Source organism: Nocardia sp. NPDC050697 (assembly GCF_040654395.1).
Taxonomy (GTDB): domain Bacteria; phylum Actinomycetota; class Actinomycetes; order Mycobacteriales; family Mycobacteriaceae; genus Nocardia.
Genome location: NZ_JBFAHY010000005.1, coordinates 1 through 22288 on the forward strand (window position 1 = coordinate 1; position 22288 = coordinate 22288).

19 protein-coding genes are annotated in these 22288 nt (G+C 72.2%); 9 read left to right on the forward strand and 10 right to left on the reverse strand.

The window, feature by feature from the left end; all coding sequences use genetic code 11:
- From AB0H71_RS18550 to AB0H71_RS18565, 4 genes are all read right to left on the reverse strand, one after another.
- Positions 1-1535, reverse strand: a 1535-nt coding sequence (locus AB0H71_RS18550; RefSeq protein WP_357022018.1) for an ATP-binding protein, incomplete at its 3' end; no start/stop codon positions are given.
- 421 nt (positions 1536-1956) lie between these two features.
- Positions 1957-2508 (reverse strand): YceI family protein, encoded by a 552-nt coding sequence (locus tag AB0H71_RS18555; RefSeq protein WP_357022021.1) that lies wholly within the window; start codon positions 2506-2508, stop codon positions 1957-1959.
- A 50-nt stretch (positions 2509-2558) separates the two neighbouring features.
- Complete coding sequence (locus AB0H71_RS18560) at positions 2559-3644, reverse strand: LLM class flavin-dependent oxidoreductase (protein ID WP_357022024.1); 1086 nt, start codon at positions 3642-3644, stop codon at positions 2559-2561.
- Between the two features lie 84 nt (positions 3645-3728).
- Positions 3729-4103 carry a VOC family protein gene (locus AB0H71_RS18565; protein ID WP_357022027.1) on the reverse strand — a complete coding sequence of 125 codons (375 nt, stop codon included), beginning with the start codon at positions 4101-4103 and terminating at the stop codon, positions 3729-3731.
- An 88-nt stretch (positions 4104-4191) separates the two neighbouring features.
- Between AB0H71_RS18565 and AB0H71_RS18570 the strand changes: the two genes are divergently transcribed.
- The gene (locus AB0H71_RS18570) at positions 4192-4623 is read left to right on the forward strand and encodes an SRPBCC family protein (protein ID WP_357022030.1); all 432 of its coding nucleotides are present in this window, start codon (positions 4192-4194) and stop codon (positions 4621-4623) included.
- Positions 4624-4668: 45 nt separating this feature from the next.
- Here the strand turns inward: AB0H71_RS18570 and AB0H71_RS18575 are convergent, their stop codons facing one another.
- Complete coding sequence (locus tag AB0H71_RS18575) at positions 4669-6204, reverse strand: DHA2 family efflux MFS transporter permease subunit (protein ID WP_357022033.1); 1536 nt, start codon at positions 6202-6204, stop codon at positions 4669-4671.
- A 116-nt stretch (positions 6205-6320) separates the two neighbouring features.
- Between AB0H71_RS18575 and car the strand changes: the two genes are divergently transcribed.
- Positions 6321-9752 (forward strand): carboxylic acid reductase, encoded by a 3432-nt coding sequence (gene car / locus AB0H71_RS18580; RefSeq protein ID WP_357022036.1) that lies wholly within the window; start codon positions 6321-6323, stop codon positions 9750-9752.
- A 3-nt stretch (positions 9753-9755) separates the two neighbouring features.
- Here car and AB0H71_RS18585 read toward each other — a convergent pair whose 3' ends face one another.
- Both AB0H71_RS18585 and AB0H71_RS18590 read right to left on the reverse strand, forming a co-directional pair.
- The gene (locus AB0H71_RS18585) at positions 9756-11093 is read right to left on the reverse strand and encodes a lipase family protein (protein ID WP_357022039.1); all 1338 of its coding nucleotides are present in this window, start codon (positions 11091-11093) and stop codon (positions 9756-9758) included.
- Positions 11094-11227: 134 nt separating this feature from the next.
- The gene (locus tag AB0H71_RS18590; RefSeq protein WP_357022042.1) at positions 11228-13090 is read right to left on the reverse strand and encodes an exonuclease domain-containing protein; all 1863 of its coding nucleotides are present in this window, start codon (positions 13088-13090) and stop codon (positions 11228-11230) included.
- 446 nt (positions 13091-13536) lie between these two features.
- On the opposite strand from AB0H71_RS18590, the gene AB0H71_RS18595 reads away from it, so the two are divergent.
- Entirely contained in the window at positions 13537-13719 is a 183-nt protein-coding gene (locus AB0H71_RS18595) for a hypothetical protein (RefSeq protein ID WP_357022045.1), read from the forward strand.
- Here the strand turns inward: AB0H71_RS18595 and AB0H71_RS18600 are convergent.
- Both AB0H71_RS18600 and AB0H71_RS18605 read right to left on the reverse strand, forming a co-directional pair.
- The gene (locus AB0H71_RS18600; protein WP_357022048.1) at positions 13707-14255 is read right to left on the reverse strand and encodes a hypothetical protein; all 549 of its coding nucleotides are present in this window, start codon (positions 14253-14255) and stop codon (positions 13707-13709) included. The two genes, AB0H71_RS18595 and AB0H71_RS18600, sit on opposite strands and share 13 nt — an antisense overlap.
- Positions 14256-14286: 31 nt before the next feature.
- Complete coding sequence (locus AB0H71_RS18605) at positions 14287-15213, reverse strand: alpha/beta hydrolase (RefSeq protein ID WP_357022051.1); 927 nt, start codon at positions 15211-15213, stop codon at positions 14287-14289.
- A 53-nt stretch (positions 15214-15266) separates the two neighbouring features.
- On the opposite strand from AB0H71_RS18605, the gene AB0H71_RS18610 reads away from it, so the two are divergent.
- The 5 genes from AB0H71_RS18610 (at position 15267) to AB0H71_RS18630 (ending at position 20017) form a co-directional block, all read left to right on the forward strand.
- Complete coding sequence (locus tag AB0H71_RS18610; protein ID WP_357022054.1) at positions 15267-16820, forward strand: hypothetical protein; 1554 nt, start codon at positions 15267-15269, stop codon at positions 16818-16820.
- Positions 16821-16970: 150 nt separating this feature from the next.
- A complete protein-coding gene (locus AB0H71_RS18615) occupies positions 16971-17567 on the forward strand; it encodes an MspA family porin (RefSeq protein ID WP_357022057.1) in 597 nt (198 codons plus the stop codon).
- Positions 17568-17625: 58 nt separating this feature from the next.
- The gene (locus AB0H71_RS18620; protein ID WP_357022060.1) at positions 17626-18141 is read left to right on the forward strand and encodes a nitroreductase/quinone reductase family protein; all 516 of its coding nucleotides are present in this window, start codon (positions 17626-17628) and stop codon (positions 18139-18141) included.
- A gap of 359 nt (positions 18142-18500) precedes the next feature.
- Positions 18501-18932, forward strand: coding sequence for a hypothetical protein (locus AB0H71_RS18625; RefSeq protein ID WP_357022063.1), 432 nt, complete (start codon positions 18501-18503; stop codon positions 18930-18932).
- Positions 18932-20017 carry a hypothetical protein gene (locus AB0H71_RS18630; RefSeq protein WP_357022066.1) on the forward strand — a complete coding sequence of 362 codons (1086 nt, stop codon included), beginning with the start codon at positions 18932-18934 and terminating at the stop codon, positions 20015-20017. The genes AB0H71_RS18625 and AB0H71_RS18630 overlap by 1 nt, the downstream gene beginning before the upstream one ends.
- Here AB0H71_RS18630 and AB0H71_RS18635 read toward each other — a convergent pair.
- The gene (locus AB0H71_RS18635; protein WP_357023239.1) at positions 19957-21240 is read right to left on the reverse strand and encodes a cytochrome P450; all 1284 of its coding nucleotides are present in this window, start codon (positions 21238-21240) and stop codon (positions 19957-19959) included. The genes AB0H71_RS18630 and AB0H71_RS18635 overlap by 61 nt on opposite strands.
- A 161-nt stretch (positions 21241-21401) precedes the next feature.
- On the opposite strand from AB0H71_RS18635, the gene AB0H71_RS18640 reads away from it, so the two are divergent.
- Positions 21402-22268, forward strand: coding sequence for an alpha/beta hydrolase (locus AB0H71_RS18640; protein WP_357022069.1), 867 nt, complete (start codon positions 21402-21404; stop codon positions 22266-22268).
- The last annotated feature ends 20 nt before the right edge of the window (positions 22269-22288 follow it).

The window sequence follows — 22288 nt, forward strand, 5'->3', positions numbered from 1 at the left end:
GTCTGTTCGGATGCGGCGGCACGGCCGCTCTTGGAACCGGACTGCCACGCCGCCGCGATATCCGGCCGCGCCAACCCGGGATCGGTCCGCGGACCACCGGCGCCGACGGCGGGCGCGACGGCCCGCCTCCGGCGCTTGGGCAGCCCGCCGCTGGTGATTTCGTGCACCGAGAAGGTGTGCTCCTCGTCGTCGGCGGCGGGTGCGGGCTCGTCGGTGCCGGGGCGCAGCGCGACCGGTGCCTCGGCGCGCACGGCGGCCACCGGGGCCTCGGCGCGCACGGCGGCCACCGGCGGTTCGGTGCGCACGGCGGCGACCGGGGCCTCCAGGCGGGCGGGCTGCGCGGCGAACCGGTCGGGGGCGCGCTCGGCGACGCCGTTGCCGGAGCGCACGGCCCCGGCCCCGACCGGCTCCAGCGCGGCCTCGACGGGCTCGACGACGGCCTGCGGCGGGGTGATGAGCAGCGCCTCGGGGATGTAGACCATGGCCCGCATACCGCCATAGGCGTTCGGGCCGTCGATATACACCGTGAACCCATACCGGCGAGCAAGCGCCGCCACACCAGGGAACCCCACCTTCGGCGACGGACCCAGCTGATGGATATCCACCGACCGCTCCCCCGCCAGAACCTGACGCGCCTCCTCCATCTGCTCGGAATTCATCCGAACACCCGCATCATCCACGATCACGGTCACCCCGTGATGCCCCTCCTGGAACCCCACATCCACATACGACGTCGGCGGGGAATACCGCAACGCGTTATCCAGCAGCGTGGCAAGGGTGTGCACCAACGGCTCCACCGCACGCGAGATCACCATCCGATCCAGCTGATTCGACCGGACCCGCAGATAATCCCGCACCCGCCCCGTCGCCCCGCCCACCACATCGGTCAACGACTGCGACGGCCACCGACGACCAGGCAACCCACCACACACGATCACATACGACTGTGCCTGCCGGATCATCTGCTGCACCGAATGATCGATCCGCGTCAACGTCGCATACACCTCGTCGTCACGATGCTCACGCAACGCCGCCGACACCACCTGACTCACATCGGCACCCAAACTCACCACCGACGTCCCGAACGACCGCACCGCACCACTCGTCGCATCCCGCGCCGAACTCGACAACCGCTCCCGCACCGCCTCCTCGGCGGCCTGCACGGCGACCCGGGATTTCTCCTCGCCGTCGCGGGCGGCCTGCTCGCGGGTCTCGGACTGCAGCAGCCGGAGCTCGTCGGCGTAGCGCTCGGCGGTCCAGCGCAGGCACTGGGCGAACCGGGTGTTCTCCAGCGCGGGCGGCACCTCGACGGCGGGCGGCGGGGACTGCTCGAAGCGGCGGACGGCCTCGGCGACGGTGGGCAGCGTGGTGGCGGCGAGCCGCTCCAGGGTCTCCTCGTGCAGGCGCTGCTCGGCGATCAGCGCGTCGATGCGGGCCTGTCTGCGGCGTACCACCAGCACCGCGTAGATCGTCACCACCGCGACCAGGACGACGGCGACGATCCATGGAAGCACCAGGGCGAAATCTGGATTCATCAGTTCTCTCGTGTTGAGGGACTCGAGGATCGGACGCGCACGGTTCCGGGCGAGCTACCCGGAGGCGGGCGGCGGAGGCGGCGGCTCGCCAGGGGTGGGGCCGACGCGCGAGGGGCTACCTCGTCTCACGATCACCGCCTTCTGCCACCGAGCCAGCAACGCCTTCAACACACTCAGCGGGCACACCGTGCAATGCCCTTGCCGTCAGGTCTTTTTCACCCATGACGACCAGCCGGGACGGGGCCGTCCGGCCACACGGAACCCGACGATGTGGCACACAGTAGCAGTATCACGAAAAAGTCTCGATCGGTCCGTGTCCGAACAATTACGGCATCTACGGTACGGTTCCCGCGAATCCCTGGGAAACGCCGATCGGCCGGGCCCCCGCACGGGGTCCGGCCGATCGTGGTGTGCGACCGGGTCAGCCCTGCAGCCCGGCCTCGATCTCCAGCGTCAGGGTGATCTTGTCGCCGATCACCGCGCCGCCGTCGGGCAGCGGCATATCGATGTCCAGCCCGAAATCGCGGCGGCTGACCACCGTCTCCGCCTCGAACCCGGCTACCGGGCCGTTGCCCATGCCGGGATTCACGCCGAGGAATTCCACCTTCAGGGTCACCGGCTTGGTGACGCCGCGCAGCGTGAATTCCCCGTCGACCACGAAATCGTCGCCCTGCGGCCGGAACCCGGTGGCGGTGAAGGTGGCCAGCGGGAACTGCTCGGCGGAGAAGAAGTCGGCGGTGCGCAGGTGCGCGTCGCGCTGCGGGTTGTCGGTGGTCACCGAGTCCACCCGGATCTCGGCGTGCGCGGTGGCGGTGCCGTCCGCGGCGATCTCCAGCGCGCCGGAGAAGTCGGTGAAGCGGCCGCGCACCTTGCTCACCATGAGGTGGCGCACGGCGAAGCCGACGGTGGAGTGCACCGGGTCGATGGCCCAGGTGCCCGCGGTGAGGCCGAGGTCGGCGAGGGACTTGGTCATGGCGTTACTCCTTGGGGTGCGAATGAATCGGTCAAGCGGGCGTGACGGGGTCAGGCGGTCACGGGGGCGCTCGCCGCGAGCAGCGAGGCGTGGGTCGGGGCGTCGGGGACGTGCGCGGGCTTGCGCGCCGCGAACTCGCGGCGGAGCACCGGCACCACCTCAGCGCCGAGCAGGTCCAGCTGCTCGAGCACGGTCTTGAGCGGAAGCCCGGCGTGGTCCATGAGGAAGAGCTGGCGCTGGTAGTCGCCGAAGGACTCGCGGAAGCTCAGCGTCTCCTCGATCACCTGCTGCGGGCTGCCGACGGTGAGCGGGGTCTGCTCGGTGAACTCCTCCAGCGACGGGCCGTGGCCGTAGACCGGGGCGTTGTCGAAGTAGGGGCGGAACTCGCGCACGGCGTCCTGCGAGTTGCGGCGCATGAACACCTGCCCGCCCAGCCCGACGATCGCCTGGTCGGCCGAGCCGTGGCCGTAGTGCTCGTAGCGCTGCCGGTAGAGCTCGATGAGCCGCTGGAAGTGGCCGCGCGGCCAGAAGATGTTGTTGGCGAAGAAGCCGTCGCCGTAGTAGGCGGCCTGCTCGGCGATCTCCGGGCTGCGGATGGAGCCGTGCCAGACGAAGGGCGGCACGCCGTCCAGCGGCCGCGGCGTCGCGGTGAAGTAGCGCAGCGGGGTCCGGAAGCGGCCCTCCCAGTCGACCACGTCCTCCCGCCACAGCCGGTGCAGCAGCGCGTAGTTCTCGATGGCGAGCGGGATGCCGTTCCTGATGTCCTGCCCGAACCACGGGTACACCGGGCCGGTGTTGCCGCGCCCGAGCATGAGGTCGACCCGGCCGTCGGCCAGGTGCTGCAGCGTGGCGAAGTCCTCCGCAATCTTCACCGGGTCGTTGGTGGTGATCAGCGTGGTGGAGGTGGAGAGCTGGATGCGCTCGGTGCGCGCGGCGATGTAGCCGAGCAGGGTGCTCGGCGAGGACGGCACGAAGGGCGGGTTGTGGTGCTCACCGGTGGCGAAGACGTCGAGCCCGACCTCCTCCGCCTTGGTCGCGATGGCGACCATCGCCTTGATCCGCTCGGCCTCGCTCGGGGTGCGGCCGGTGGTGGGGTCGGTGGTCACGTCGCCGACGGTGAAGATTCCGAACTGCACGAGACCCTCCTCGCGGGTGCATTGGTTGATGTGGCAACCAGTTGAACACGGGGAGGGGCTCGGAGTATTCCGGGGTGACCGGGCTCACATCCAGACGAAGCAGAAGGTGTGCCCGACCGGGTCGCGGTAGACCCGGAAGCGATCGTCGTCGTGCGGCTCGATGAGCACCGCGCCGAGGTCGAGCGCCGCCCGCTCCGCCACCGCGACATCCTCGACGAGCAGGTCCAGGTGCAGCTGCTGGGATGCCTTCGGGTCCGGGAAGACCGGCGGGGTGTACTCCGGGGCGTGCTGGAAGGCGATCCGCCGCCCGCCCGGCTCCACCAGCACCCGCCAGGCCGGGTCGTCGTCCTCGTCCTGGATCTCGCCGCCGAGCAGACCGGCGTAGAACCGGGCCAGGGTGGCCGGTTCCGGACAATCCAGGACGACGGTGCGCAGCGTCGCCACCGGGTCGGCGCTCATCGGGGCTCCCCTCTTTCGCGGTCCGCCCGCTTGTACCCGGCCGAGAGCGCGGCGAAACGGGCCGCCGCGGCGGGGATACCATGCGCGCATGGCAAAGCTGAAGGTCTCCGCCGATGTGCCGCTCACCCCGGAACAGGCGTGGTCGCACGCCTCCGATCTGGCCGAGCTCGGCACCTGGCTGACCATGCACGAGGCCTGGCGCGGGCCGGTGCCGGAGCACCTGGCCGCTGGTACCACGCTGGTCGGGGTGGTCACCGTGAAGGGCATGCGCAACCGGGTCACCTGGACGGTCACCGAGGCGACGCCGCCGCGCACGCTGGCGCTGAAGGGCGCGGGCAAGGGCGGCACCAAGGTGGGGCTGCGCTTCACCGTCGCGCCGAAGGGCGACGGCTCCTCGGTCAGCATCGATGTGGAGCTCGGCGGGGCGCCGCTCTTCGGGCCCATCGGGTCCGGGGTGGCGCGGGCGGTGAAGGGCGATTTCGAGCGCTCGCTGGATTCCTTCGTCGCCAAGTACTCCTGAACACCGAGGGGCCGGCCGCGCAGGCGACCGGCCCCTCCGCGCGGGTCAGTGCACGAGGATCTGAGCCTCCGCGCCCTCCGGCGCCTTGGGCTTGGTGCGCGGCAGGAAGGACGCCGGGATGAAGGTCAGCACGATCAGCACCAGCGCCACCACGTAGGTGTGGCCGAACGCCTGCGCGGCCTGGTGGAGCCCCTCCTGCACCGCGGCGGGTGGCAGCGCGGCCGCCACCGCCGGGTCGAACTGCGCGGCGATCGCGGTCCCGGCCAGCGGCTGGTCCTTGACGAGCCCGGTCAGCACCACCGACATGAGCGCGGTGCCGATGGAGCCCGCGGTCTGATTCACGATGTTCATCAGCGTCGAGCCGCGCGCCACCTGCTGATGGTTCAGCGTCTGGAGCGCGGCGGTCATGACCGGCATCATGGTGCAGCCCATGCCGAGCCCCATCACGAAGAGCGAGCCGAGCAGGATCGGGTACGGCGAATCCGCCTCCAGCTGGGTGAAGTACACGGTGCCGAGCGTGATCAGCACCAGCCCGGCGAGCACCACCTTGCCCGGGCCGTTGCGGTCGACGATGCGGCCCGCGATCGGCATGCTCAGCATGGCGCCGAGCCCCTGCGGGGCGATCAGCAGCCCCGCCCAGAGCGCCGTCTCGCCGCGCACCTGCTGCAGGTACGAGGGCAGCAGCAGCCCCGCGCCGAAGAAGGCGATGGCGAAGAGCACCATGGTCAGCACCGCGAAGGTGAGCGCGCGGTTGCGGAACAGGTGCAGGTCGATCAGCGGGTGCTCGGTGCGAAGTGCGTGCCGGACGAAGAGCCCGAGCAGCGCGACCCCGAGCACCGCCGGGACCAGCACCTTCGGCGTGAGCGCGGTGCCCGCCTCCGGAATGGTCGAGACGCCGTAGAGGAAGAGCGCGAGCCCCGGCGAGGCGAGCAGCATGCCGAGGAAGTCGAAGGACTGCGACGGCTGCGGGTCGTCGGCGGGCAGCACCACGACGGCGGCGATCAGCGCGACCACGCCGATCGGCACATTGATCAGGAAGATCCAGTGCCAGCTCAGGCTCTCGATCAGCCAGCCGCCGAGGATCGGGCCGCCGATCGGGCCGAGCAGCATGGGCACGCCGAGCACCGCCATCAGCCGCCCGACCCGCTGCGGGCCCGCGGCGTGCGTCATGATCGTCATGCCGAGCGGCATGAGCATGCCGCCGCCGATGCCCTGGATCACCCGGAACGCGATGAGCGTCTCGATATTCCAGGCCAGGCTGCACAGCGCCGAGCCGAGCACGAAGAAGGTGAGCGCGGCGAGGTAGAGCCGCTTGGTGCCGAAGCGGTCGGCGGCCCAGCCCGTCAGCGGGATCACCGTCGCCAGGGCCAGCGTGTAGCCGGTCATGGTCCAGGCCGCGACGGCGTAGCTGGTGCCGAACTCGAGCTGGAAGGTCGGCAGTGCCACCGTCACGACGGTGATGTCGAGGATGGACATGATGGCGCCGAGCACCACCACGCCCGCGACGCGGAAGACCGCGCCGTCCAATTTGTCGCCGGCCGGGTCGGTCCCGGTCGCCTGGATATCCGGAGGTTGCGTCACCGCTTAAGAGTGCCACCGGGATCCGACGAACACCAAACGGGAAACGATGGTTTCCTCAGGTCGTTAGCACCGCTAATCTGAGCCGAGCCGTTCACCGCCGAAGGGAAAGAGCCACCATGACCGAGGACTCCCGCCGCGCGCGGCTCAGCCGCCGGATCGCCGCGCTGTTCGAGGCGGATCCGCAGGTGCGGGCGGCCGTGCCGCGACCCGAGGTCGGCGCCGCCATCCGGGAGCCGGGGCTGCCGCTCGCCGTGCTGCTTACCACCCTGATCAGCGGCTATGCCGACCGCCCCGCGCTCGGCGCCCGCCGGAGCGCGCCGGTCACCGACCCGGCCACCGGCCGCACCGCGCGGGAGCCGCGCCCCGGCTTCGACACGGTGAGCTACGCCGAGCTCGGCGCGCGGCTGCGCGCGGTGGCGGCGGAGTGGTCGGGCGATCCGGAGCTGCCGGTGCGGCCCGGCGACGTGGTGGCGCTGCTCGGCTTCACCGGCGTCGACCAGACCGTGCTGGATCTGGCCGCGACGTACCTCGGCGCGGTGGTGGTGCCGCTGCAGGCCGGCGCGGGCGCGGAGCGGCTCGCCGCGGTGGTCGGCGAGGTGCAGCCGCGGCTCTTCGCGGTCACCGTGGAGCAGCTGCCGGCGGCGGTGGAGTGCCTGCGCCGCACCGGGATCGCGGCCCGGGTGGTGGTCTTCGATCACCACGCCGACGACGACGCGCACCGCGACGCCGTCGCCCGCGCGCCGATCCCGGTCAGCACGCTGGCCGAGGTGCTCGCCCGCGGCGCCGAGCTGCCCGCCCCCGAGCCGTACCGGCCCGCGCCCGGCGACGACCCGCTGGCCCTGCTGGTCTACACCTCGGGCAGCACCGGAACGCCCAAGGGCGCCATGTACCCGCAGAGCCTGGTGCGGCCGCTGTGGCGCGGCCTGCCCGAGGTGGCCGCCGTGACGCTGCACTACCTGCCCACCAGCCACGTGCTCGGCCGGATCGCGATCGCCTCCACGCTGGCCCGCGGCGGCACCGCCTACTTCACCGGCCGCGCCGACCTCTCCACCCTCTTCGAGGATTTCGCCGCGGTGCGCCCCACCGAGCTGGTGCTGGTCCCGCGCATCGCCGAGCTGGTCTTCCAGCGCTTCCGCGGCGAACTCGACTCCCGCTACCCGGACTCCACGCCCACCGCCGAGCAGCGGGCCGCGGTCAGCGCCGAGCTGCGCACCGCGCTCTTCGGCGACCGCGCGCTCTCGGTGATCTCCGGCAGCGCGCCGATCGCGCCGGAGACCAAGACCTTCCTCGAGGAGTTCCTGGATCTGGAGCTGCACGACGGCTACGGCTCCACCGAGGCCGGCGGCGGCCTGGTGATCGACACCGTGGTGCGCCGCCCGCCGGTGCTCGAGTACCGGCTCGCCGATGTCCCCGAGCTCGGCTACTTCGGCACCGACCGCCCGCACCCGCGCGGCGAGCTGCTGGTCAAGACCACCACCATGATTCCGGGGTACTACAAGCGGCCGGAGCTCTCCGCGCAGATCTTCGACGCCGACGGCTTCTACCGCACCGGCGACATCGTCGCCGAGACCGCGCCGGACCGGCTGGTCTACGTGGACCGGCGCAACAATGTGCTCAAGCTCGCGCAGGGCGAGTTCGTGACGGTGGCGAACCTGGAGGCGGCCTTCGGCGCCAGCCCGCTGGTGCGGCAGATCTTCGTCTACGGCCGCAGCGAGCGGGACCACCTGCTCGCCGTGGTGGTGCCGAGCGGCGCCCCGGCCAAGGCCGAGATCCTGGCCTCGCTGCACGCCGTGGCCGCGGCGGCCGGGCTCGCCCCCTACGAGATCCCGCGCGACATCATCGTCGAGCCGGAGCCCTTCAGCACCGCCAACGGGTTGCTCTCCGGCATCGGAAAGCTGTTGCGTCCGAAGCTGGACGAGCGCTACGGCCCCCGGCTGGACGCGCTCTACGCCGAGCTCGCCCGGGAGGAGGCCGACCGGGTCTCCGCGCTGCGCCGCGATGCCGCGCACCTGCCGGTGCTCGACGTGGTCACCGGCGCCGCCCGCGCCCTGCTCGGCGCCGCCGCGGGTGATCCCGGCCCGGAGACCCGGTTCGGCGAGCTGGGCGGCGATTCGCTGAGCGCGCTGGCCTACGGCTCGCTGCTGCGCGAGATCTACGACGTCGAGGTGCCGGTGAACGTGCTGCTCGACCCCGCGCACGGCCTCGGCGCCATCGCCCGCTACCTGGAGCGGGCCAGGAACGGCGGCACCGGCCGCCCCACCGCCGCCTCGATCCACCCCGATCCCGGGCTCGCCCGCGCCGCCGACCTGCGGCTGGACCGCTTCCTCGACCCCGCCCTGCTCACCGCCGCGGCCGCGCTCCCGCGCCCGGCCGGCTCCCCCGCCACCGTGCTGCTCACCGGCGCCAACGGCTACCTCGGCCGCTTCCTCTGCCTGGAGTGGCTGGAGCGCGCGAGCGCGGCCGGCGGCACCGTGATCTGCGTGATCCGCGCCGCGGACCCCGCCGCGGCGCGGGCCCGGCTGGACGCCGCCTTCGACACCGGCGACGCCGAGCTCACCCGCCGCTACCGGGAACTCGCCGAGCGGGCCCTTGAGGTACTGCCCGGCAATGTCGGCGAGCCGTACCTGGGGCTGGACCGCGCCACCTGGGACCGCCTCGCGGGCAGCGTCGACCACATCGTGCACTCCGCCGCGCTGGTCAACCACGTGCTGCCGTACCACGAGCTGTTCGGCCCGAATGTGCTCGGCACCGCCGAGGTGCTCCGGCTGGCGCTGGCCACCCGGCTCAAGCCGGTCGCCTACCTCTCCACCGTCGGCGTCGCGCTGCAGGTGGACCCGGCCCGGTTCGACGAGGACGCCGATATCCGGGAGATCAGCGCCGAGCGGGTGCTCGACGACCGCTACGCGAGCGGCTACGGCACCAGCAAGTGGGCGGGCGAGGTGCTGCTGCGCGAGGCGAACGACCGGTGCGGGCTGCCCGCCACGGTGCTGCGCTCGGACATGATCCTGGCGCACAGCCGCTACGCCGGCCAGCTCAATGTGCCCGACCTCTTCACCCGCACCGTGCTGAGCCTGGCCGCCACCGGCCTCGCCCCCGCCTCCTTCTACCGCGGCGCGCGCGGCCACTACGACGGGCTGCCCGCGGATTTCACCGCCGAGGCGGTCACCACGCTCGGCGCGCACCAGGCCGGCTTCCGCACCTTCCACGTGCTGAACCCGCACGACGACGGCATCTCCCTGGACACCGTGGTGGACTGGCTCGCCGCCGACGGCGTGCCGATCACCCGGGTGGACGGCTACGACGACTGGCTGCACCGCTTCGAGACCGCCCTGCGCGCGCTGCCCGAACCGCAGCGGCGGCACTCGGTGCTGCCGCTGCTGCACGCCTACCGGCGCCCCGCCCCCGGCGGTCCCGGGCTGCGCGCGGACCGGTTCCGGGAGGCGGTGCGGCAGGCGAAGATCGGGCCCGGCCACGACATCCCGCACCTCACCGCGGAGCTGGTCCGCAAGTACCTCCGCGACCTGCGCGCCCTCGGCCTGCTCGAGTAGCCGTCAGCACTCGCTCGGCGCGGCGTCCCCGCGCAGCCTGCCGTCGATCCACCCCTCCAGCTCCGGCGCGCCGGTGACGTAGCCGATGAGGTGCTCGCCTGCGACGATCCGGAACACGCTGGGCACGCCGCGCGCGCACTGCCGGCGGACGACCCGCTCGGCGTCGCCGAGCGGGATCCACGGGTCGTGCAGGCCGTGGTAGATGTACAGCGGCACCGCGGAGGTGCGGTCGCTGAGGTCGAACCGGGCGAAGAGCGCCCGCGCGAACTCGCTGTCCAGCGGGGCGGGGGTGTCGGCGCCGACGTCGACCGGGATGCCGATGATGCCGAGCGGGCCCGAGGTCTCGCCGCAGATGTCGCGCAGCGGGGAGGTGGCCACCCACTGGGCGAGGGTATTGGTGTGGCGCAGGATCTCCGGGTGCTCGCGCGCGATCGCCAGCGTCACCGTGAGCAGGATGCCCGAGGAGATCTTGCCGTTGAACTGGTGCGCCACATTCGCGAAATCGGTGACGACGCCGCCCGCCGCCACGCCCGTCAGCACCCCGGCCAGCTCCGGCGCGTACTCGTCCAGCTTCATGGCCGTGGCGTAGGCGGCGATGGCGCCGCCCGAGTAGCCGACGGCCACGTACCGGCTGTCGCCGAGTTCGCCCGGCCGGAAGCCACGCGCCGCGCGGATCGCGTCGAGCATGACGTGCGCCGCGACATTCGGCTCGGCGTAGGCCATGAACGGGCCCTCGTGGTCGGGCAGCAGCACCGCGTGGCCCTTGCCGAGCGCCGTCCAGACGGCGGGCAGGAAGACCGGCAGGCTGCCGTTCGGCTTCTGCAGCAGGTCGTGCGACATCTGGTAGCCAGGGGTGCAGTGCGTGCCGAGCGAGTTGATCGGCAGCGCGTTGACCTCGACCGGCCTGGCGCCCGGCCCCGCCCACGGGGTCGCGGGCTCGATCAGGGTGGCGGTGCCGAACGACGGCGCGCCGGTGGCCGAGGTGGAGCGGAACTTCAGCAGCGTGGCCCGGGCGATCGGCACCGTCGAGCGCAGCGCGGTCGTGGCCGTCACGTCCCTGGTCTCGATGATCGCGCCCGGGGCGAGCGCGGGGAGGCCGTCGGGCCAGGTGTCGAAGATCGGGTCGCCGGACGGCGTCGGCAGCACCGCGCGCCACAGCGTCTGCTCGTCGGCCGCGGCGGCCGGGGCGGGGATGGTGTCGTCGATCCACTGCTGCAGCGGGGCGGGCGGGGCGGCGGGGATCGATGGCTCCACCGGATAGGGCGGGTCGGCGGAGGCCGGGGCGGCCAGCAGGGCGCACCCGACGAGCACGGTAACCACGACCGACAGAGACGCTTTCACAGACCCTCACCCTCCACTCGAACCGATTCCGGCCGAGAATAGGGTTCTGCCGCTCCGGGTTTCGAGCGGAATCGCGAGGTGGTTGGCACCTCACCATGAGCGCGGCCCGCGCTGTGACATGTGCCAAAGAGCCGCTACCGGAGCTGCACCCCGTACCCGGCGGCCAGCTCCGCCAGCCCCGTCGGGTAGCCCTGCCCGACGGCCCGCAGCCGCCAGCGCGCGCCGCGCCGGTACACCTCGGCGAGCAGCAGGGTGCGCTCCTCGGTGGCGGCGTCCAGGGTGGCCTGGGCGAAGCCGTCGATATCGAGCTCGACGGGGCCGATATCGCCGAAGGTGACGCCCGGCTGTTCCAGCGCGGCGGCGATCACGACCCTGGTGCGGCCGGGGCGGAGTTCGTCCAGGTCGAGCTGGATGGCCTGTTCGGCCGGGCCGTCGCAGAGCAGCGCGGCGCCCGCGGTCTCCGGCTGGTTGTAGAAGACGAAGTCGGCGTCCTCGGCGACGGTCTCGGTGTCGTCGAGGAGGAAGGCGACGAGGTCGACGGTGTGGGTGTGCCAGGCGGCGCGGATGGTCCAGGTCGCGCGGTCCGGGAGGTCGGTGACCTGGCCGCGGGCGAGGGTCGCGGTGGCCGGGGCGGGGACGCTGTCGGCCACGAGTTCCGGGCCGTGCACGGGGAGGCCGAGTGCGCGTGCGCGGTCGAGCCGGGGGTCGGGGCGGCCACCGGGCAGCGCGACGACGTCGGTGACCCGGGCGGAGAGGTTCACCGCCGCCGAACCGCCTGCGGTGATCACCGCCGCGCGGAGCCGGGCGGCCTCCGCGTGGGTGCCGCCGAGAACGAGGACGCGGCGTCCGGCGAGGGAGCCGGGGATTCCTGCCCTCTCGGCAGCCACCGGGCGGACGGGAGCAATGGCGCTGCCGGGGGTTACCGCAGGGCCGAGAGCCACCACGCTATTGCGTGCCACCGAACCATCGGATGCCGCCGCATCGTCAGGGGCCGCCACACCATCGGGAGCCGCCACACCATCGGGAGCCCTGGCACCGTCGGGAGCCGCGGCATACTCGGGAACCATCACCTCGGCCCCGCCCGCACCCACCCCCACGGTTCCCGGCTGCGCCCCCAGCACCTCCCCCGCCCGCACCTCCCCGAGCAACCGCAGGAACTCCCCCTCCCGCACCACGACCGTCCCCAGCTCCCTGGCCCGCCGCGCCTTCGCGGAGCTCGAACCGTGCTCGTTGCAGACCAGCACACTGGTCCGCCCGCTCACCGCCCCGGTGACATCGAGCCCGGCCGCCTCGGCCCGCGCCACCAGCACCTCGCGCTCCAGCGCGGTGTCCCCGGTGATCGCCACCTTCATCCCCTGCACCAGCCGCTCCCCCGCGACCAGCCGCCCCGGATACCGGTACCCGCACACCGGCTTCGCCCCGGCCCGGCTGCGGGGCCAGCGCGCCGGTTCATCGGCGCAGTCCAGCACCGGCGCCGCGATACCGAGCCGCGCCGCGTCCCCAGCGAGCCCGCGCAGCACCCCGGCCAGCACCCGGGTGTCGTCCAGCGCGTCGTGCGCCCGCCGCTGCACCACCCCGTAGTGCGCCGCCAGCGTCGCCAGTTTGAAATCCGCTGTCGGCAGGGCGATCCGGCGGGCCAGCGCCAGCGTGCACATCCGGCTCCGCACCGGCAGCCGCACCCCGGCCCGGCGGAACTCCGCCGCCAGGAACCCGTGGTCGAACCGTGCGTTGTGCGCCACCAGCACCCGCCCGCTGAGCACCCCCGCCAGCTCCCCCGCGACCCGTGCGAAATCCGGTGCCCCGCGCAGGATCTCCCGCGTCAGCCCGTGAATGTGCACCGGCCCCGGATCACCGCCCGGATCGACCAGCGTGTGGAACTCCCGCACCACCGCCCCCGCCGCGTCCAGCAGCAGCGCCGCCACCGACAGCACCCGGTGCTGCCCCGGCCGCAACCCCGTCGTCTCCACATCCACCAGCGCGTAAGACCCCAGCTCCACCGAAACACCATGCCCGACCGCGAAATCGAGCAGGCACCCGGCTCCCGTGCGAAGATCGACCGCATGCCCACCGGAAAGGCCGATGGCCGATAACCGCACCCTCGCGCTGCACGCCACCCTCCCGCAGCGCTACGCACGCTTCGACGTCCTCGCCGCCACGATCGACCACCGCGGCCGCCTCCTGGCCCTCCTCGTAGACCCCGCCGCGGCAGATCTGCCCTGGCACCGCACCAGACCGTGGAAGCCGCCGGCACCACCGTTCGACGCGCTCGTCGTCATCCGCGACGGGAACGCCGAGCACCGAATCCCGCTCCGACCCCCTGGTCGCGGCCGATGCGAACGGCGTCAGCTCCATCACCCCCAACCCCCTCGGGAGGTGCTTCGGCCTGGCGGTCGCGGATTCCGAACTGGCGTTCCTGGAGCAGCACCGCCGCAACGACATACCGATGTGGACGGTCCGCCGCGCCCACCGCGCGGACGGCGTCATCACCGAGACCGGCACGGAGATACTCACCCTGCCGGACGGCCGGTTCCCGGTGGCCTGGGTGCGAGGCCGGGTCGGCCGGGACGGCACGCTCTGGCTGCACGAGGACGGCAACCCGCGCCGCTGGTACCGCTACGAACTCTGACTCAGGGGAACGAAGACCTCGGTGCTCGCCGGAATACCGGGACGGTCGGTCCGCAGCGTCAGCGCGACCCGCCCCGGCCCCGAGTCCACGTGCACGAAGAACGGCCGGGCTCCCGTGCTGCCCGCCGGGACGAACCGGCTCACCGAACCGCTGCCGCCGGTATCGAGGTTGCGCCAGTCGACGACGGCGGTGACATCGCACGCGAGCACGGTCGGCGCGTAGTCGCCGAGCGGGGAGAACCCCTGGGTGATCCGGAGCTCGATGGAGTGCGCGGTCCCCGGGAAGACGTGGTAGTCGGCCAGCGGCCCGTCGTAGGCGACCCCGGCGGCGGTGAGCATGCCGACGCAGAACCCATTGCCCAGCGTCCACGCGGGCGCCGTCCGCAGTTCGGTGGAGACGCAGCTGCGGGGGCCGACATTCGACGCCCCGAGCTGGCAGGGGTCGGCGGCGCTCGCGACGCCGGGGGCCGCCAGGGCCATGGCCGCTCCCAGGAGTCCGGCGGCCGTCGTCGAAGTGAGTCCTCGTGCGATCGTCATGGTTCCTTGATCGGGCGGTTTCCATTGCCCATTACGCCCCGAGAAACCGGGCAGCGCTGAGGTGGCTCTCCAGCCAGCCGTCGATATCGGCGTGCGCGGCTCGCGCCATCGGCGTCGGATGCCCGGTGAAACCGTGCGGCGCCCCGGGATAGACCCGCAGGTCCACCTCGTTCCCCGCGGCCGACAGCCGCGCCGCCATGGCCAGGTTGTCCTCGAGCAGGATATCGGCGGCGCCGACGACCACGAGGGCGGGCGGCAGACCGGCGAGGTCGGCGTAGATCGGGGAGATATCCGGGTGGGTGCGGTCCGCGGCCGCGCCGCAGTAGGCCCGGAGGAAGTACTCGTCGGCGATCAGCCGCCCGGCCGGGGTGCGGGCACTCAGGTCGTAGGTGCCGAATTGCAGCACCGCGCAATCGAACACCGGCAGGCTCCGATCGCGCAGGCGCAGCAGCGTCGTCATGGCGAGCGTCGCGCCCGCCGAGAAGCCGCCGATCGCGAGCCGCGCGGTGCCGAAGCGCCGCTCGGCGTGCTCGGCGAGCCAGAGCGCGGCGGTCTCGCAGTCGTCGGGAGCGGCGGGCCACGGCTGCTCGGGCGCGAGCCGATAGTCGACGCTCACCACCGCGAGGCCGAGCGCATCGGCGAGCCTGCGATTGGCGACATCGTCCGTCGCGGCCGACCCCAGGTAGAAGCCGCCCCCGTGGAGCTGCAGGAACACCCCGCGGACAGCCCGGCGCACCGGAAGGAGAATGCGCAGCGTCACGGTTCGGCCGCCTGCCGTCACGGTCTCCTCGACGGCGGGCGGATCCGCGGGCACCGGCGCGGCGGCGGCCCTGGCCGCGCGGAGCTCGTCCGGCGTGCCCGGCCCCCGCCCCGGCGTTCGGCCGGCGTAGAAGACGCTCGACTCCGCGGTGAGCAGGTGCAGGCGGGGATCGATGAGAGCGTCGAGGGCGAAGCGCATGGCACCCAGCCTAGGAGCCCCACCCCGGTAGCCGACCGGTAGGTTGAATACCCGTGCGCGCGTTCATGGTCGACGGTCATCCCCTGCTGGGATCGATTCCGGGGCCCCTCACGACGGCCCGATTCGGGACGACGCTGTGGGCCGCCGGCGGCGGGCGCGGTTTCAGCGCCGTACTGCGGTACGACGACCGCGGCTGGCGGTCGCGCCCGCTCGGCGCGCACGGCCTGCGCGCGATCCTGCCGCTGAGCAGCAGCACCGCCGTCGTCGCCGGTGAGCACGGCTACCTCGCGATCATCGACGGGGACGAGCACCGGACCATCCCGACCGGCACCCCGGGCTGCCTCTACGCCCTGACCACCGCGGGCGAATCGCTCTGGGTGACCGGTGACGACGGGTTCGCGGCGGTCCTCGACCCGCGGACCTCCGAGCTGCGCGTCCACCCGGCGTTCACCGCCGACAGCATCGTCGCCGCCGCGGCGGCGCCCGGCGGCGGCACCGTCTTCGCGGCGGGCGAGACCCTGCTCACCCGTGCCCCGGACGGCTCCGTAACCGAGCTGTTCCGCGGCAACGCCCCGCTGTGCGGCGTCGCCTTCGCCCCCGACGGCCGCGCCGTCGTCGGCGGCGACAAGGGCCAGCTGTCCCACGCGGCCCCCGGCGGCCCCTTCCGGCCCTGCCCCGACGCCCCGCCGCTCGACCTGGAGCACGTGCACTACGACGCCGGCCGCGACCGTTTCCTCGTCGTCGGCGACCGCGGCTTCGTCGGCGTGCTCGACGACACCGGTTTCCGCGCGGCGCCGCCCGCGACCCCGCCATACCGCCTCACCGGCGTCACCGAGTGGGGCGACGGCCACCTGTACTCCGGCTGGACCGAACAGGGCCCGCCCTTCGAGTTCCGCGGCGCGCTCTACCACGACGGCACGGCCGCCCCCGAAGCCGTATACCAGGCGCCGCGGCAGGACTTCGGGCCGCCGCGCAGCCGCACGGTCGCCGAACCCGCGCCGACCGCGCTCGGCGCCGGCGACTACACCGTGCTCCCGCTCGCCGAGGCGACCCGGCTCCTCCCCGAGGTCTCCTGGCCGGACTGCGCGCTCGACGAGGTCCGGTTCTACGACGGCGATGTCCACGTCGCCGACACCGTCGCGCTGCTCGAGGAGCACGACGACGCCGGCTACGCGGTGGCGATCCGCGGCGACCTCACCGTCGACGGCACCCTCGACGCCACCGCGGGCGGCGACGGCTACGGCAGCCTGCTGGTCGTCGGCGGCGACGTGTGGGCGCGGGCCGCCCTGTTCCGCTACGGCATCGCCGCCTCCATCGCCGGAACCCTCGAGGTCGCCACCGTGGTCCTGTGCGATCACGGCGACGACGGCGGCACCCTGTGGGCCGGCGCGATCAGCGCACAGGTGCTCTCCTACTCGCTGTACTTCCCGCGCCCCGACGCCGAGTTCGACGCGTTCCTCATCGGCGACGTCTACGGCGAGGCGAGCTTCCCGCCGGACCGCGCGGACGAGGTCTTCGTCCCCGGCGTCCTCGAGAACGGCTACCTCGACGAGGGCACGGCGGCGCAGTGGCTGCGCGAGGGAAGGGCCGTCCTGCGGGAAGCGTGAGTCCCGGACACAGACCACGCGCTATGTTTGCTGGCCCGTTTTCCGACCCGCGTCACATACTCGGGAAACTACGGCCTACTAGCGGTTTTATACCCCGCCCCACCGGCCGCGTCCATGTTTGCCAGACCGCACCCCGGCTACCATCCCGCCATGCCCTCCATCCTCGCCAAGCTTGTCCTGTCTTGCTCGGTGCCCGCCGTGGCCGCCGGGCTCGCCATCGCGTTCGCGCCCGCGGCCACCGCCGAGGTGGTGAACCTGGCCCCGCACGAACTGACCTTCGAATCGCCGGACGGCCCGACCTTCGTCGTCGGGTCGACCGGCGAGAGCATCGACAAGGTGCCGCCGCTCAATGCCGCGGGCACGGTGCGCGAGGTGTACATCAGCGGATCGTCGTATACGCAGTCGCCGGCCTCGGGGTCGCTGAGCGTCGGGTACCACGTCGGGTGCGCGGTGGACCTGCAGGGCCTCGGCTTCGGCATCGGCCCCGACGACGACGGCAACCCCGACATCACCGACCTCGGCTTCAACGCCTCGGTCTCGGTCACCCCCGGCAAGGTCGCCGAGGTGCAGCTCGCCAAGAAGGACGTGGTCCCCGGCGCCTCGGCGCGCATCAATATGCGCGACATCCACCTGGTCATCAACGGGTGCGTCGGGCCCGCGGTCATTCGGCAGTACACGCTGATGCAGGTCTACACCGACCAGATCAGCGACATGGGTGTGGTGTACGGCGATCCGCTCTGGATCTGACGCCGGGGAGCGGAGGGCGGACAATGGACGAGACCGCCACCCGAACCGGAGGATGAGTGTGCACCACACCAGCGTCGACCCGCCGCGGCAGTGCGCTGTCCGTGATCAGCTGCATCGGGCGCACCGCCGCATGTACCGGGGTGACCGGCCGGGCAGCGCGGCGCGCGTGCTGAACCGCTTCGCGGAGCGGATCTTCACCGCGGGCGTCCTCTCACCGAGCCACGCCATGACCCTCGAGGTCACCGGACGGCGGACCGGACGCCCGGTGACGCTGCCGATCGCGGTCGCCCACCACGACGGAGAGCGATACCTGGTGTCCATGCTCGGCCCCGACGCCGGGTGGGTGCGCAATGTGGCCGCCGCCCGCGGCCGGGCCGCGCTGCACCGGCGCGGCCGCGAGGCGATTCAGCTGACCGAGGTCGCGGCCGAGGACCGGGCCCCCATCCTGCGCCGGTACCTCGCGGTCGCTCCCGGCGCGCGGCCGCACTTCCCGATCGACCGCCGGGCCCCGCTCACCGAGTTCGAGCGCGTCGCACCCCGGTACCCGGTCTTCCGCATCGACCCCGCCCGATAGCGTCGGCAGGCGGTCACGGGAAACAATTCAAGCGCCCGGGATTGTGATCGGAACGCATTTCAGAAATCGGGGTTATTACCAGTTCATAGGAAGTTACATAAAGGCGTCATCGCCATGTGCCACAGCCGATTTCCCTCGACGCTGGCGTGAATTACCATTCACTTCCTGCGCGGTGCGACATGTTCTAGAGTTCGTCGGTACCCGAATCCACCGTAGGACAGGCGAAAACCCGAACCTTGAATCCGACCCGACGCACCCGACGCCGAACGCTGACAGCGGTACAGCACCACACCGCACGCCTCCAGCCGTTCTCCCTGGCCGAGTTCGGCCGCATACTGTCCGACTCCAGCGGGATTCCGGTGCGGATCGGCGCGAACGCGAACCTGCCGCGCTCCGTCGCGGGTCAATGGCTCCGCACCGAGGCCGGAGACATCATCGAGTACGCCGCCGACCTGCCGGAGATCGCCCGGATCAATACCGTCCTGCACGAAGCGGGCCACATCCTGCACGGTCACGACAGCGACGAGCACCTCGTCGAGACCGGGCTGGCGCTCTGCTCGATCCTGAGCCCCGCCGCCGTCGCGAACTACGCGCAGGTCCGCTACCGCTCGGCCTACGACAGCGCCGGTGAACGCGAGGCCGAGACCTTCGCCAGGGAGACGCTGCGCACCATTCTGTGGAGCGACGCCGACACCACCCAGTCCGCCGAGATCATCTCCGCGCTCGGGCTGCGGCGCACCCGGCTCTGCGCGGCGCTGAACCTGCTGCGCCCGCGGCCGGATCAGCCGTGATGACGGCGGTCAACGCGGCGGTCGGGCTGCTGATCCTGATCGGCGTCTGCACCCTGCTCTGGCAGCGGGGCCCGCAGGGACCGAGGGGCAGGCTGACCCCCATCCTGGCCCTGGTGCTGCTCGCGACCGGCTACGTCCTCGTGGTCCCCGTCGCGGTGCGGCTGTTCGATCAGATTCGGATCAATCTGGCCTTCCCGCTCAGCCATCTGTGCTCGCTCGGCGCGATGGTCCCCGCCCTGCTGTACACGCGCTGCCACCTGTCGGCCACCCCGCTGCGCCGGCGCGAGATGGTCGTGACCGCGGCGGCCTACGCGAGCGTCGGCGCGCTGCTGATGTACCTGTTCCTGACCGCCCCGGAACAGCAGGCGGGCGCCGGCTTCGGGTTCGCGGCGGCGAGCCCCCCGCGCATGCAGATCTATTGGCTGGCACAGGCTGTCGTCCTCCTGCACGCCACGGGCCTGATGGCCAGGGTGATTCTGCGCGCACGAGCACGGGAACGCGGGCGGCGCAGGGCACTGCTGAGCGTCCTCGCCGCGGTCACGCTCGTGTTCGCCGGGTACGAGGTCTGGGTGATCGTGATCGCCACGGCCTGGCCCTCCGGGCCGCCGCTGTGGGCGCAGTGTTTCGCGTACACGCTCCAGCTCGTGGCCGGCGCGCTGCTGGTCATGAGCGTCATCGGCCCCGCGGCGCTGGGCACCTACCGGGATGCCCGGTTGGCGCGGTTCTATCTCGGACGGCTGACGCCGCTGCACGCGTGGCTCACCGAGCGCTATCCGCAGGTGCGATTCCGTGCGCAGCCGGCCACGCGCGCGGAGACCAGGGTCACCGATATGCTGATCGAGATCAGCGACGCTCTCCGCATGCTGCAGTCCGATGATCCGGCGCTCGCCGCGGACTACCGGCTCGACGACCGCACGATCCGCGCCGCGGCGGAGAACGGCCCGCATCCCGCCGCCTACGAGTTGACCGCGGCGCAGCTCTTCGGCTCTGCCCACCCGCCGGACGCGCTGGCGACGGCACCGGGTCACCGGCCGGGGGCGGACGATCGCGCAGGCGGCCCCGGTTCGGCGGAGACCCTGCGGTAACCGTGCAGGGTGACCAGGCCGCGGCGCTCGGGCGCCGCGGCGAGCCCGAGGCCGGGAAAGCGCTCGAACAGCCCGCGCAGCGCGGCGGTCCCCTCGATCCTGGCCAGCGCGGCACCGAGGCACACATGCGCCCCCGCGCCGAACCCGAGGTGCTCGCGCGCGTTGGGGCGGGTGATGTCGAAGCGGTGCGGCTCGGGGAAGATCTCGGGATCGCGGTTGGCTCCGGCGAGCAGCAGGACGATCATCTCGCCTGCCGCCACGCGGGCACCGCCGAGCTCCGCATCGCGATGGGCGGTGCGCACGGTCATCTGGACCGGGCTCTCCATCCGCAGGATCTCCTCGATCGCGGCGGGCCACAGCGCCGGCTCGGCGCGCAGCCGCTCGAGCGCGGCGGGATTGCCGAGGAGCAGGACGATGCCGTTGCCGATGAGGTTGACCGTGGTCTCGAAGCCCGCATCGATCAGCAGCGCCGCGTTCGCCGCGATCTCGCGGTGGCTCAGCGTGGCGTCGGCGACCAGCGGATCGAGGACGGTCTCGCCGAGTTCGCCGCGGCGGATCCGCGGAATGTGCTCGCGCAGGAAGCGATCGAGATGGCCAAGGCTCGCGACCGCACGGCGGAACGCGGGCCAGGTGATGCCGATGTCGAGCAGCACCGCCGCTGACCCGCCCCACTCGAGCAGGTCTGCATGCCGGTCTTCGGGCAGGCCGAGCAGGTCGGCCATGACCATCACCGGCAGCCGGGCCGCGTAGCCGGTCACCAGGTCGACGCGGCCACGGCCGGCCAGCTCGGCCAGCAGCTCCTCGGTGATCGCCTCGACCCGGTCACCGAGCCGCTCGATGGCGCGCGGGGTGAAACCGCGCGCGACCGCTCTGCGGTACCCGGCATGCTCCGGCTCGTCGACCATGAGCATGGACGGCGGCTCGACCGGATTGGGGATCCGGGGATCCGCCCAGTTCATCACGGCGGGCAGCGGCTGCGGAAGGCCGGTTCCGACCGGGTTCGTGACGCCGAAGCGGCTGTCCCGCAGCACGCTGCGGCAGATCTCGTAGTCGGCGCTCACCCACACGAAGGGCGTCCGAACCAGGCCGCCCCGCTCGCGCAGCCGGTCGAAGAGCCGATAGCGCTCCATCGGCCCGGCGCGGCCGAGCAGCAGCCGCGCGAGCGGATCACCGCGCAGCGCCCGCGCCGAGAGAAAGGCGCGGGGCACACCCTGCATCGCCATCCATCGCAGCCACAGGGACGCACTCACGGAAACTCCCCTTCCCCCCGGTTCACGACCTCGGAATCGCGCACCGCACAACGAGATGCGCACTTCCATCGTGAACGGTACACAGCAATGATGGGGTCGTACACACCGGCCTTCGAGAAAATCGGGAAGAATTGATGGATGTACAGACGATCAAATCCTTCGACCTGACCTACCACGGGATCAACGAGCGCCTCCGGGTCTCCGACGATTGCGAGCTGTATTACGAGCTGGAGGGTGCGGGCCCCTGCGTGACATTCGTGTCCACGATCTACGTCGTCAGTACATCGTGGCGCAATTTCACGCGGAGCCTGGTGCGGAACAATCGCCTGCTCACCTACGACCTGCGCAACCAGGGCGCCTCGTCCGGCGCGCCCGCCGGCTTCGACCAGCACACCACCGACCTGGTGCGGCTGCTCGACCACCTCGGGATCGAGCGCACCTACCTCGTGGGGTCGTCGCTCTCCACGGTGATCTGCCGCGACTTCGCCGTTCGCCACCCCGACCGCGTCGCCGGCCTCGTGCTCGTCGGCCCGACCTTCAGCCCGTGGGGCTCCAAGCGGCGGACCCGGATCATGAAATCGTGGCTGACCACGCTCGAAGCGAGCGGTCCTCGCCAGCTCTTCGACGCGATGTACCCCCTGGTCTTCGGTGATCGCGCGCAGGGCATGGGCGGCGGAGCGGCCTACCTGGCACTGCGCGAACGGTTCCTGGCGATCAACTCGGCGGCACAGCTGCGGGCGAATCTGACCGACGCGCTGGAGACCACCGCGGACGCCGAGATGCTCCCGCGGGTGGCCGCGCCCGCGCTGTTGCTGGCGGGCGACGACGATTTCTGCATCAGCCCCTCGGGGCTGCGGGCGCTGGCCGGCCTGATGCCGGACGCGCGCGCCGAGGTATTCGACGACTGCGGGCACCTGCCGTTCTTCGAGACCACCGAACGGTTCGAGCGGTCGCTGTGCGCATTCGTCGAATCGATCGAAGAACGACAGCGCGCCGCTTGATATTTCGCTCCGCGGCGTCC

Excerpts from the sequence above, each read along its gene's own strand:
- AB0H71_RS18595 (WP_357022045.1), top strand. The coding sequence starts at position 13,537 with ATGTGGACGGTCCGCCGCGCCCACCGCGCGGACGGCGTCATCACCGAG.
- AB0H71_RS18555 (WP_357022021.1), bottom strand. The coding sequence starts at position 2,508 with ATGACCAAGTCCCTCGCCGACCTCGGCCTCACCGCGGGCACCTGGGCC.
- AB0H71_RS18615 (WP_357022057.1), top strand. The coding sequence starts at position 16,971 with ATGCCCTCCATCCTCGCCAAGCTTGTCCTGTCTTGCTCGGTGCCCGCC.
- AB0H71_RS18635 (WP_357023239.1), bottom strand. The coding sequence starts at position 21,240 with ATGGCGATGCAGGGTGTGCCCCGCGCCTTTCTCTCGGCGCGGGCGCTG.
- AB0H71_RS18565 (WP_357022027.1), bottom strand. The coding sequence starts at position 4,103 with ATGAGCGCCGACCCGGTGGCGACGCTGCGCACCGTCGTCCTGGATTGT.
- AB0H71_RS18570 (WP_357022030.1), top strand. The coding sequence starts at position 4,192 with ATGGCAAAGCTGAAGGTCTCCGCCGATGTGCCGCTCACCCCGGAACAG.
- car (WP_357022036.1), top strand. The coding sequence starts at position 6,321 with ATGACCGAGGACTCCCGCCGCGCGCGGCTCAGCCGCCGGATCGCCGCG.
- AB0H71_RS18600 (WP_357022048.1), bottom strand. The coding sequence starts at position 14,255 with ATGACGATCGCACGAGGACTCACTTCGACGACGGCCGCCGGACTCCTG.
- AB0H71_RS18640 (WP_357022069.1), top strand. The coding sequence starts at position 21,402 with ATGGATGTACAGACGATCAAATCCTTCGACCTGACCTACCACGGGATC.
- AB0H71_RS18605 (WP_357022051.1), bottom strand. The coding sequence starts at position 15,213 with ATGCGCTTCGCCCTCGACGCTCTCATCGATCCCCGCCTGCACCTGCTC.
- AB0H71_RS18630 (WP_357022066.1), top strand. The coding sequence starts at position 18,932 with ATGACGGCGGTCAACGCGGCGGTCGGGCTGCTGATCCTGATCGGCGTC.